Below are 11582 nucleotides of genomic sequence, written 5' to 3'. Positions count from 1 at the left end.
CGAACACAGAAGTTAAGCACTGCAGGGGCGAAAATAGCTGAGCGGACCTCAGTGAAACAAGCACGCTGCCGGGTAATCGATGGAAGAGCTTCTGCTCTTCCTCTTTTTTTTATGTTACTCTGGAGCATCATCCGCTTTTTCGTGCTACATTTGGAGCAAGAGGTGGTGCTTTTATGTTTCTTGGGGCAGTGATGGTTCCTCATCCTCCGGTTGCGGTCAGAGAAATCGGAAAGGGAGAAGAAAAGAAGATCCAGACAACTATTGATGGATTCAGGAAAGCTGCAGCATTCATTGCACAGAAGAAACCTGAGCTGATCATCCTGACTTCTCCGCATGCGGTCATGTATCGGGATTATTTCAATGTTTCCGGGGGGCATTCTGCTTATGGAGACTTCAGCAGATATGGAGCTTCACGGGTTTCCATGGAAGTCTCTTATGATCATCAATTTACCTATGAGCTAACTCATTATTGTTTGGCCCATCATTTTCCTTGCGGTACGCTCTATGATCAGGAGAAGTATCTGGATCAGGGGACGATGGTTCCGCTGTATTTTCTTAATCAGGCTTATCAGGATTACCAGCTTGTCAGGATCGGCCTTTCCGGACTCCCTCTGGTCATGCATTACCAGCTTGGCGAATACATTGCTCATGTGGCTGAATCTCTTGGCCGCAGGTGGATGTTTGTTGCGAGCGGAGATCTTTCTCATTGCCAGAAAGCTGACGGTCCGTATGGCTTCCATCCGGAGGGGCCGGAATATGATGACAGGATCATGCAGACGATGGGGTCGGGGGAGTTCCGCGAACTTATGGAATATGAGGAAGGATTCCTTGAGAAAGCAGAAGAATGCGGGCATCGCTCCTTTACCATCCTTGCGGGTGCTCTGGATGGGCGGTCGGTGAAGCCTGAGGTCATCAGCCACGAAGCAACGCTTGGCGTAGGTTATGGAGTCGTGCTCTACGAGATCGGCAAAGAAGATCCTTCTCGTCATTTTCTGAAGGAATATCTGGAAGATGAAGCGCACATGGTGTCTTCTCATCCTGGTGATGCCTACGTGCAGCTTGCGCGGTCTGCAGTTCAGGAATGGGTGAATTGCCAGAGAGTTCTGAAAATTCCTGAGAACCTTCCTGCTGAGCTGTGCCATCAGAAATCCGGTGTTTTCGTATCCATTCATGAACATGGGCAGCTTCGCGGCTGCATCGGCACGATTTCTCCGACCCGCCCCAGCATTGCTTCGGAAATCATTCATAATGCGATCAGTGCCTGCAGCAGAGATCCGAGATTTGATCCGATTCGTGCTGAGGAACTGCCCTATCTTTCGATTTCCGTGGATGTGCTTGGCACACCGGAAAGGATTGCTTCGAAAGCTGAACTCAGCGTGAAGAAGTATGGCGTGATCTGTTCTTCCGGGGATCGAAGAGGATTGCTGCTGCCGGACCTGGAGGGCGTTGATACTCCGGATCAGCAGATTGCAATTGCCTGCCGGAAGGCAGGCATTAACCCTGAACATGATTCAGTGGCATTAGAGCGCTTTGAGGTGGTACGGCATGTCTGAGGTTCTCTGCCCTGGCTGTTTCCATCACTGTCTGATCCCGGAGGGAAAGAACGGCTTGTGCCACGCGAGAGGAACCAGGGACGGAAAGAATGTCTGCGTGAATTACGGGAGAATCACTTCCCTAGCGATGGATCCGATTGAGAAGAAGCCCCTGAAGCATTTCTATCCGGGCAGCTGGATTCTATCCGCTGGTTCTTACGGCTGCAATCTTTCCTGTCCGTTCTGCCAGAATTCCATGATTTCGATGGCGGATGAATACTCTGTTTCCTACCGCGTGATCTCTCCAAAGGAACTTGCTGAGATCGCACTGAGGGAAGAGGATAACCTCGGGATCGCTTTTACCTACAATGAGCCGATGATCAGCTGGGAGTATCTCATTGACACTGCAGAGCTTCTGAAGCCTCATGGGAAGAAGATCGTTCTGGTGACCAATGGCTGCGTGAGCGATGAAGTGCTGGATCTCCTTCTGCCCTATGTAGATGCAATGAATATCGATCTCAAGGGAGATGCAGCGTTCTATCAGGAGCTCGGCGGAAGCTATGAGATGGTGAAGCACACGATTGAGAGAGCCATTCCTGCATGTCACACTGAAATCACTTCTCTGATCATTCCGGGAAAGAATGACCGCGAGGAATGGATCGACCAGGAGTCCAGCTGGCTGGCAGGGATTGATCCGGATACGGTACTGCATCTGAGCCGGTATTTCCCGAAATATCATTATTCGATTCCCTCGACTCCGATCGAGAAGATTCTGTCTCTTCAGAAAATCGCCCGGAAGCATCTTTCGTATGTGTATACTGGTAACATATGACTCGATTAAAGGAACTGGAGAAGGAAGCACGGAGCGAACATATTCCGATTATGCAGGATTCCGGAATGGAATTCCTGCTTTCCTATATCCGGGAACGTCCGTGGATCATGCGTGTCCTGGAAGCGGGAACTGCGGTCGGATGGTCGGCCATGAATATGGCAGGAATCCGTCCCGGAATTACCATTGATACGATTGAAGTGGATCCGGCAATGGCAGCGCAGGCCAGAAGGAATATCGCAGATGCAGATCTGGATGATCGGATCTTCGTCTATCAGATGGATGCGGACGATTTCCGTACTGCAAAGTACTATGATCTGTTCTTCATTGATGCGGCGAAAAGTCAGTATCGCAGATACCTCGAACATTTTCTGCCGAATTCCTATGTCGGATCCGTGTTTATCTTCGACAATCTGAACTTTCATGGCATCGTTGATGATCCCTCTGCTTCGAAGAACCGGAGCACAATTCAGATGACGAGAAAGATTCTGAAGTTCCGGGAAGATCTGCTGAAAGATGAACGATTCGAGACTGAATTCCATCCGGAAATCGGGGATGGAGTGGCTGCAGCGAAAAGAATCAGATAATTCAGGACAGATGAAAGGCGGCTTGAGCCGCCTTTGATGTTTCAGAAATGATTTCCTCCGCTGCTGGAGGAGAAGCCGCTGCTATGATAGCCGCCTCCTCCGCCTCCGGAACCTGAGCCATTATTCCTGGGAATTCTGGTACGGGAAGTCTGCCGGTACATGAAGTAATCATGCATCGCAGTCAGATGCATCCCGTTTCTGGAGATGTAATTCCTCGCTTCTCTCTTTCTGCCCGTTGTTTTCAGCTGAGAACGCATTGCGAAGGCGATGATCAATGCGATCGCAAGCGAAATCAGTGCAGTGAGAGGGAGCGTATTGAGCCATTCCTGCCGGCGCTGTTCAGGCGTTGTCTGAGCCGTTCTGGCATCAATTTCGGGATCGGTGTATTCCGGTTCATAGTAGGTGTAGCCTGAGCTTCTGAGGACGCTTTCTGATTCATTGATGAAGGATTCTGCGGCAGAATACCAGTCTCTGGAATACAGCGATTCCATGACCAGATCATTCAGATCATCCAGCTGTGAAGTGGTGAATACATCCGCTGCAGCTCCATATGCGGTGCAGTCTTCATAACCAGGATCCGTACAGATTGCCAGAAGCACGCCGCTTTTTCCATTTCCCCATCCGAGGCTGTAATTCACATAGATGCCTTTTGCAAACTGGGAATCAGAATAGCCCTTCATGCTGCCGGTGAAGATAACATACACTCCGCATTCAAGCTCTTCGCTGATCTGTTCAGCTTTGCGATTGAGCTCCTGCAGTTCATCACTGCTCAGTACTCCGGCTTCGTCCATGACATAAGAACCGGAAGCACTGATCGGAAAGAAGAGGCTGAAGAAGAAACACAGAGAAGCAGCGATCAGAAGAATCCGTTTTCTCATATTGTTCCTCCTATGGCGATCAGAAAGTAAAGAATCAGAGCAATGATGGCAAAGCTGATCAACGTCAGAGTCACAATCGTCCGGATGAATTTTCCGGTATCCGCCGGGAGATCGCCGACGGTCTTTCCGGACTGGCCGTTGACCGCAAAGAGATAATTCTTTCCTTCAAACTGTGTGGAAAGCAGCCAGACCGGAAGAAACACATATTCTGCCGTTCCTTCTTTCCGGTACACATCCTGCCGTTCCGGTATTACGGAAACATATCCTGCTACCGTGCTGTTCAGGAGGGCAAGGGTTGAATGGATCATCCGCTCATCAGTACGCTTCTGACTCTCTCTGGAGTCAATATCGTAGCTATCTGCAAGATAGCCTGGCATGTAAGCACTGGAAAAGTTCTCAAGCTTGCGGTAATCAAATGGCTCCAGAGCATCCATATAGGTATCTGGCATTTTGCTGGAAGCATCTGCAGGAACTCTCTGAAATGAAACATCACCGCGTCTGACTGCCTTGAAATGATCAGTCTCTGTCACCATGTAATCTCCCTGGGAATACTGTCTGGTACGCGTGCAGTGATATGTGCAGTCTGCCGCAAGCGTTCCGGAATAGAGCCAGAAAGGAACATAGACTCCTTTTACTTCCTGGATATGATTCCGATTGCTGAATGCGTGCGGCAGGAAAGGCTTCTTCTGGTAGAACTCCTGAAGTCTTGTTTCAGCCTGTTCTTTTGTGACCTGGAAAGGCAGCACATACTTCGGCTGTTTTACCTTGAACTGGGCAGAGATCACAGTCGGATTATTGCAGTATGGGCAGGTGGTGACCGCGGTATTTTCATCTGCGATCAGTTCTGCTCCGCAGCTTGGACAGTGATAAGCCCTCATTCCATCCGGAGCGGAGTCGGACCATTCCCCGGCTTCTTCTGCATAAGCCTGTGCGCCTGCCTCTGCCGCCGCCTCTTCCTTCTTGCGGTAGTATGCTTCGGTTTCCTCTTCGGTAAAGGAACTTCCGCAGTAATCGCAGTGAAGTTTCTGAAGCCCGGCATCCCATTTGAGCGGACCGCCGCAATTAGGGCACTGGTAATTGACTAGCTGTTCAGGCATTGATTCCTCCTGTATGACTGAGAACAGGCACGGTCGCGGAAAACACTACCGTGCCTATGAAAATGCGCAATGATTACTCCGGTTTCTTCGTGCCGCAGTTGGAGCAGAATTTTCCGGTATTCTTTGTTCCGCAGTTCGGGCAGTACCAGACATCAGATGCAGGCTTCGGAGTACCGCAGTTCGAGCAGAACTTTCCGCTGTTCTCAGCATGGCAATTCGGGCAGATCCACTTTTCAGCAGCAGCCGGCTGACTTGCTTTCGCAGCACCTGCTTCATACAGCTGACCGGCATTGACTCCGCCAGCATTCTGAGCCATGTTCATGCCCATGAACCCCATTGCCGCTCCATTTGTATTCTTTGCGGCATCCTGCATTGCCTGCGCCTGTGCACCGACCAGCGTAGCTGCAGCCATCGTCGGATCCCGGTACATGCCATTGCGCTGTGCTTCCTTGATCATCCGTTCGTCTTCTTCCGAAGCTTTGATCGAGGAAACACCGAAGGAAACGATTTCGATTCCGCGCAGTTCTTTCCATTTCTTGGAAAGCTCTTCATTCAGCGCGTCAGCGAGCTCTGCGGTATGGGCAGGCACTTCACTGTAGCGGACTCCCTGCGCACTCAGCTTAGCAAAAGCCGGCTGCAGGGCAGTGAGCAGTTCAGAACGAAGCTGTCCTTCCAGATTGGAAATCGGATACGTATCCGTGAAATTGCTGCAGACATTCGTATAGAAGCTGATCGGATCGGTGATCTTCAGGCTGTATTCTCCGAAGCACTTCACGGAGATATCAATATCGAGGCCGATATTCTTATCGATGACCCGGAACGGAATCGGCGAAGGAGTCCCGTATTTATTTCCCGGCAGCTCTTTGGTATTGATGTAGTATACCCGCTGATCTTCTGCCGCCTGCCCGCCGAACGTGAACCGCTTGCCGATGGCCGCAAATACATTCTTCAGGCCATCGCCCAGAGATCCTGTGAACAGCGAAGGCTCCGTCTTGGAATCATAGCGGAATTCACCTGGCTGGGCGCAGATATCTGTTACCTGGCCCTGATCGACAATCAGCATGCACTGGCCGTCTGCTACTGCAATGACGGATCCGTCGCTGATGATATTGTCATCCCCGCGATTGGAAGAGAGCCCTCTGACTTTCTTGTGCCCTCTGACTGCGGCAATTCCGGAAGGGATCGCATCGCAGTAGAAGTATTCCTTCCACTGATCGCTGAAGGTACTGCCTGCTGCTGAAACAGCTGCTTGAATAAGGCCCATAGATTAGATTCCTCCTTCTCTGAGATGAAGCTATAGCGCTTCTCCAAAAAGTTTCTACTATTATCTTAGCATGAGATGTACGGTATTCCTCGAAGAATGAAATCACAGCGATTCCGGAGCTGCTGAAACTGCTGGATTTTCACGGCAGTATCATTACGATCGATGCGATCGGAACACAGACTGCAATCATGAAGCAGATCGTTGAGAAAGGCGGGCATGTATGGAATATGAAAATTCTATTGCCAAGACGATTCTTGAAGCGGTGTTAGCCTTTTTCCTTCCCTTTCTTGTTTTCTGGGGATTAAAAGGAATGGAATCCGGAATCCGAGTAGGGCTGATCATGCTTATATTTAATCTTCTTGGAAAGCTGCTTCTGAAACTGCAGCAGAAATCTGATCATGAAAAATAAACATTAAGAGACTGGAATAAGAACTTGCATCGAATGATCTTTCTTCAGAATACGTGCTGAAAAAATGCTGCATAGGAATTACTGATTCATGGTAATAAAGGGTGTGATCTTGAACCGGAAAACCGCAGAATCATGCGATTTTCTGTTGACGTAGCACCCCTTTCTTACTATTATTATGGAGCACGCGATTTTTTATGCGCGCAGACATATGCGTGGGAGGATACGCAGCGATCCGTAAGACCACTGCATGTGAATATCTTTCAAGGAGGTAGCCACATGGCAAAGAAAGTTGCAAAAATCTGCAAGCTTCAGTTCCCGGCAGGCGGCGCTAAACCAGGACCTGCTCTGGCTTCGGCCGGCATCAACATGCCGAAGTTCTGCACCGAGTTCAATGACAAGACCAAGGATCGCAAGGGCGACATTGTTCCGGTCATCATCACTGCTTACGAAGACAAGAGCTTTGATTTCGTAATCAAGACCACACCGGCAGCGGTTCTTCTGAAGAAGGCTGCAGGCATTGACAAGGCATCCGGTTCCCCGAAGGCTGTCAAGGCAGGAAAGATCACTGCTGCTCAGCTCAAGGAAATCGCTGAGTACAAGATGCCGGATCTGAACGCAAACGATGTTGACGCAGCAATGCGCATCGTCGCTGGTACTGCTCGCAATATGGGCATCACCATCGAAGGCTGGGAGGCTAAGTAATCATGGCAGGAAAAAAGTATAAAGCAGCAGCTGCCATGATCGACAGCACCAAGACTTATCCGTATGCAGAAGCAGTTGCACTCGCAAAGAAGACTTCCTGCACGACGTTCGATTCTTCCGTTGAAGCAAGCTTCAGCCTGAATGTCGATCCGAAGCAGGCAGATCAGAATATCCGCGGTGCTATGGTTCTTCCGAATGGCACAGGCCGTTCCCAGAGAGTTCTGGTCATCACTCAGGGCCCGAAGGTTGAAGAAGCAAAGAACGCAGGTGCTGATTATGTCGGCGGACAGGATATGCTCGACCAGATCAAGAACGGCTGGTTCGACTTCGATATCATCGTCGCTACTCCGGATATGATGGGTCAGCTCGGCCGTCTCGGAAAACTGCTCGGCCCGAAGGGACTGATGCCGAATCCGAAGACCGGAACGGTCACGATGAATGTTGCTCAGGCAATTGAGGAAATCAAGAAAGGTAAAGTTGAGTACCGTGTCGATAAGGACGGCAATGTCAACGTACTGATCGGCAAGTGCTCCTTCTCTGATGAAGCACTCGCACAGAACTTCAAGGCACTCTATGACCAGCTGACCAAGGTTCGTCCGCAGACGGTCAAGGGTATCTACATGAAGGGCGTTACGGTTTCCACCACTATGGGTCCGGGCGTCAAAGTCACGATTGAGTAATCGGAAACATGAAAGAGCGGTATCCCCGCTCTTTTATTGTGGATTCATTGCAATTGCCCGGGACATCGTTTCTTTGTAGAATGAACAGGCGAGGAAAAACAGATGGAAACAGAACAGACAGGAAAATCCATGCGGCAGCTGATCCGCGAGCAGGAAGAACAGGATGAATCCTTTCATCAGTTCCTGGAAGAATTAGCCCGGGATCTTGGCAGTGAAGAGCGTGCATACAGCACGATGATGACGGCCCTTGCCATGCAGGAAATGACAATCTCCGGCGGCAGCCGGCCGCTGAGCGAAGAAGAGCAGCTCACCGCATTGCATCATGCGGTTTCGAATATCCGCAGCCAGCGGCAGATCATCGTGCCGCGCATGGCAGATACTCTCGCTGCGTCGTATTCCCCGAAAGAACTGAGGGAAGAAGCGAAGAAACTCGGACTGACCCCGGAAGGACCTGGAAAAGATGTTGCCAGACAGATCAGCAGGAAACTGCGCAGCAGAGAAGAAGTTCATAAGAACTTTCTCTGTGTTCCGGATGAGAGTATTGCTGCATTTGAACAAGCCATGCGGAAGCCCTTCATCCCAAGCCAGGAGGAGCTGTTCCTGTTTGCGGCACTGAATCCCCATTATATTGCCATCAGCCAGACGGATCAGATTCTTGTCCCGGAAGACGTGAAGGAAGCCTGGAAAGAAGCAGCAGATGAGGCATTCATGACGCTGCGGAAGAAAGTGTCCTGGATGTTCAGCTGTCTTTCGTTTCTGAACTATACGATGTGCATGGCACCGGAATCAGTACTTGCAGAACTTTATGGAACAAAGTACGACCAGGCAGAAGCCATGGACATCTTCCATGCGATTCCAGATCAGTACCTGCAGTATGCAGATCAGAAGGGAATGATCGCTGATCGCTCCCTCAGCCCGAAGATGCGCAAGCTTATGGAAGAGCGCCCTGATCTTGAATATGCACATCCTGGCAGAAGTGAGATTGAGCAGACTTCAAGAGATGGATATCCTTCATCAGAACCATCCTATCAGGCTCTGAGAATGTTCTTCATGACGAATCTTCCGAAAGAGGATCCCTCGTCTCTGCTTCATGAGACCTGGTATTATCTTGCCCTCGGCGATGCCAGTCAGGCTCTCAACGGAATCCGGGGCGGACATGGAATTCAGCTTGGGGAAGGACAGCAGGATCAGTTCCTGCATCTGCTCTCGCAGGCAAATGCCCATACCAGAAAGATTTCTCTGAAGGGAAATTATCTGAATCCTTCGGCGAAGGAAAGCTGAATCATTCTGCTTGCATGGGAAAAGATATCGGATAGAATTATGGACAAAGGAGAAACAGGAAATGGCACATCAGTACTTCTGTTACTGTCATGCATGCATCTGTACCGCCTGCGGTGCGTCTTTTCCTGTTCATGCCTGACTCTGTTTCCTGCCGGCATCTTTCATGGAAAAACCTGCACCGGGCACTCTGCTGGCCCGGTTTTATGATGTTCATCCAGGTGACGCACCGCAGGCAGTGATGTTTGCGGCAGAAGAAAAAGAGAAGGAGAAATCATAATGAAAATCTACAATTCAATCGCAGAATTAACCGGAAACACCCCGCTCATCGAAGTGCATCACCTGGAAGAGAAATTCCATCTGCAGGCGCATCTGCTGGTGAAGACAGAAAGCTTCAACCCTGCTGGCAGCGTCAAAGATCGCATTGCCCGCCGCATGATTGAAGATGCAGAAAAAGAAGGAATTTTGAAGAAAGGCACCACGATCATTGAACCGACCTCGGGCAATACCGGCATCGGCTTATCGATGGTTGCGACAGTGAAGGGATACCGCATCATCATCGTCATGCCATCGACGATGTCGCCGGAGCGCGTGAAGCTCATGAAGGCATATGGAGCTGAAGTTGTTCTTTCTGATGGTGCTAAGGGAATGAAGGGAGCCATTGCCAAAGCAGATGAACTTCATGCGGAGATCAAGGATTCCTGGATCCCGGGACAGTTCGTCAATCCGTCCAACTGGAAAGCACATTATGATACAACCGGACCTGAAATCTGGAAGGATACGGATGGAACTGTAGATATTTTCATTGCCGGCATCGGCACGGGCGGAACCATCACCGGAACAGGCAAGTATCTGAAAGAGAAGAAGCCTTCTGTGAAAGTAGTTGCAGTAGAGCCATCTGCTTCGGCAGTGCTGAATGGAAAGCCGGCAGGACCGCATAAGATCCAGGGCATCGGTGCAGGCTTTATTCCGGATGTGCTGGATACTTCAATCTATGATGAGACCCAGGATGTGGATAACGAGAAGGCATTTGAATACGGAAGGCTGCTCGGAACCACAGAAGGAATCCTGGCTGGCATCTCTTCCGGAGCTGCATTATATGCCGGGATTGAAGAAGCGAAGAAACCGGAGAACAAGGGAAAGACCATCGTGGTGCTTCTGCCTGATTCCGGTGACCGCTATCTTTCCACTACTTTGTTTGCGGACTGAGCAGAACTGCTTCTTCCTCACTCATCTTCATCAGTACATGATCAGAAAGCTCGCTGAACATCGCGAGCTTTCTGCATATCACAGAACGGGCCTGCATAAATACGGCACCATCAGTCTTTCATCAGATGGATTGCAAAGTCTCCGATCGGATCACGGAAGTAGATTCTGGCAAGTTCACCGGAAGGCTCATAGACTGCAGTCTGATCAATGAATGCATAGCCGAGCGCCCGGTAGTATGCAAGCGCGCGATCGGCGGAATGGACACCGATTCCGATATGACCATGCATGCCAGGATGGTTCCTTACCATGATCTCTGCCATCGGGCTGCCGAAGTAGCCGATGCCGGTTGCAGATACCGTGCCGAGGAAGAGATCTGCAAACTGCTCAGCAGTTTGCTCTCCTTCTTCTTCGGAACAGTTGATGCCGATATGGCTGATATGAAGACCGAGCATTTCATGAACCGCAGTTCTGGCAGCTGCTTCTGCAGACTCAGGATCCGCAGTAAGGTCCGCAGACAGGATCCCGAAGTATGCAGGCTGATTCAGAAGTCTGAAGAAACTGTGCTCCGGTTCGGATGGAACTGCATTGCCCCATGGAATCATACCGGAAGGAAGTACTCGGAAGGCTCTTCCCTGAACTGTAAGGGTATGATCCTGTTCCGACAGGAAGAACTCTGGATGTATGGGATCCGTGCTGCCGAGCATCATATCCGGATAGGTCCTGCGGATTGCAGAAAATACTTCTTCCGGGACATCTTTCAGAATCAGAACCGGGATACCGCCTCTGCATAAGGCGCCGGCAAGCGATACCGCTTCTTTGGAAGAAGAGATGCTGCAGACAGGCAGAATGCCGATGCCGGCAAGGCGATGCAGGAGTTCTTCAGAATCATTCATGGATCTGTCCTCTTTTCACAGCTCACTGTAGAAGCAGGAAAACAGATTGTCAACGTACCTCACGGAATGGAAAAGGTGTACTATTGTCACCATATAACTCAAGTTTTATAGCAAAAGTGGACAGAATGCGATTGTTATGCGGTTCTGTCCACTTTGTCTGTTTTCCCAGTTAAAGCTTATCTGAGGAATTTCAGAAATAATTATCGATTTTTTGAAATGGGTGA

The 11582-nt window shown here is 50.0% G+C and carries 13 protein-coding genes and 1 pseudogene; 10 read left to right on the top strand and 4 right to left on the bottom strand.

What is annotated here, in order from left to right:
* The 4 genes from FYJ51_RS13630 to FYJ51_RS12900 all read left to right on the top strand — a co-directional run.
* The coding region (locus tag FYJ51_RS13630) for a hypothetical protein (RefSeq protein ID WP_205946336.1) at window positions 1–192 on the top strand (192 nt) is incomplete at its 5' end.
* The gene (gene amrA / locus FYJ51_RS12910) at window positions 174–1553 is read left to right on the top strand and encodes an AmmeMemoRadiSam system protein A (protein ID WP_154505967.1); all 1380 of its coding nucleotides are present in this window, start codon (window positions 174–176) and stop codon (window positions 1551–1553) included. The genes FYJ51_RS13630 and amrA, both read left to right, overlap by 19 nt.
* Window positions 1546–2364, top strand: a complete 819-nt coding sequence (locus tag FYJ51_RS12905; RefSeq protein ID WP_105304855.1) for a radical SAM protein — start codon at window positions 1546–1548, stop codon at window positions 2362–2364. Before amrA ends, FYJ51_RS12905 begins: the two co-directional genes overlap by 8 nt.
* On the top strand, window positions 2361–2948 hold the full coding sequence (locus FYJ51_RS12900) for an O-methyltransferase (protein WP_105304854.1): 588 nt from the start codon (window positions 2361–2363) through the stop codon (window positions 2946–2948). The genes FYJ51_RS12905 and FYJ51_RS12900 overlap by 4 nt, the downstream gene beginning before the upstream one ends.
* Window positions 2949–2989: 41 nt before the next feature.
* Here the strand turns inward: FYJ51_RS12900 and FYJ51_RS12895 are convergent, their stop codons facing one another.
* From FYJ51_RS12895 to FYJ51_RS12885, 3 genes are all read right to left on the bottom strand, one after another.
* Window positions 2990–3826, bottom strand: coding sequence for a TPM domain-containing protein (locus FYJ51_RS12895; RefSeq protein ID WP_154505966.1), 837 nt, complete (start codon window positions 3824–3826; stop codon window positions 2990–2992).
* Window positions 3823–4923, bottom strand: coding sequence for a hypothetical protein (locus tag FYJ51_RS12890; RefSeq protein ID WP_154505965.1), 1101 nt, complete (start codon window positions 4921–4923; stop codon window positions 3823–3825). The genes FYJ51_RS12895 and FYJ51_RS12890 overlap by 4 nt, the downstream gene beginning before the upstream one ends.
* A 73-nt stretch (window positions 4924–4996) precedes the next feature.
* On the bottom strand, window positions 4997–6187 hold the full coding sequence (locus FYJ51_RS12885; RefSeq protein ID WP_105304851.1) for an SPFH domain-containing protein: 1191 nt from the start codon (window positions 6185–6187) through the stop codon (window positions 4997–4999).
* 95 nt (window positions 6188–6282) lie between these two features.
* Between FYJ51_RS12885 and FYJ51_RS12880 the strand changes: the two are divergent.
* The 6 genes and pseudogenes from FYJ51_RS12880 to cysK all read left to right on the top strand — a co-directional run.
* A pseudogene (locus tag FYJ51_RS12880) lies at window positions 6283–6402 on the top strand (ISAs1 family transposase); the annotation flags it as partial.
* A 5-nt stretch (window positions 6403–6407) separates the two neighbouring features.
* Window positions 6408–6596, top strand: a complete 189-nt coding sequence (locus tag FYJ51_RS12875) for a hypothetical protein (protein WP_154505964.1) — start codon at window positions 6408–6410, stop codon at window positions 6594–6596.
* Between the two features lie 276 nt (window positions 6597–6872).
* A complete protein-coding gene (gene rplK / locus FYJ51_RS12870; protein ID WP_105304850.1) occupies window positions 6873–7298 on the top strand; it encodes a 50S ribosomal protein L11 in 426 nt (141 codons plus the stop codon).
* A gap of 2 nt (window positions 7299–7300) precedes the next feature.
* Window positions 7301–7978, top strand: a complete 678-nt coding sequence (rplA, locus tag FYJ51_RS12865; protein WP_105304849.1) for a 50S ribosomal protein L1 — start codon at window positions 7301–7303, stop codon at window positions 7976–7978.
* Window positions 7979–8080: 102 nt separating this feature from the next.
* The gene (locus FYJ51_RS12860) at window positions 8081–9259 is read left to right on the top strand and encodes a hypothetical protein (RefSeq protein ID WP_154505963.1); all 1179 of its coding nucleotides are present in this window, start codon (window positions 8081–8083) and stop codon (window positions 9257–9259) included.
* A 276-nt stretch (window positions 9260–9535) separates the two neighbouring features.
* On the top strand, window positions 9536–10465 hold the full coding sequence (gene cysK / locus FYJ51_RS12855; RefSeq protein ID WP_105304847.1) for a cysteine synthase A: 930 nt from the start codon (window positions 9536–9538) through the stop codon (window positions 10463–10465).
* A gap of 110 nt (window positions 10466–10575) precedes the next feature.
* On the opposite strand, the gene FYJ51_RS12850 is transcribed toward cysK, so the two are convergent.
* Complete coding sequence (locus tag FYJ51_RS12850; protein ID WP_105304846.1) at window positions 10576–11358, bottom strand: beta/alpha barrel domain-containing protein; 783 nt, start codon at window positions 11356–11358, stop codon at window positions 10576–10578.
* Window positions 11359–11582 lie beyond the last annotated feature (224 nt).

Source organism: Stecheria intestinalis, from assembly GCF_009696165.1.
Classification (GTDB): Bacteria; Bacillota_I; Bacilli_A; order Erysipelotrichales; family Erysipelotrichaceae; genus Bulleidia; species Bulleidia intestinalis.
The sequence above is the reverse complement of the archived record's forward strand: the minus strand, read 5'-3'. Positions and strand labels throughout refer to the sequence as shown.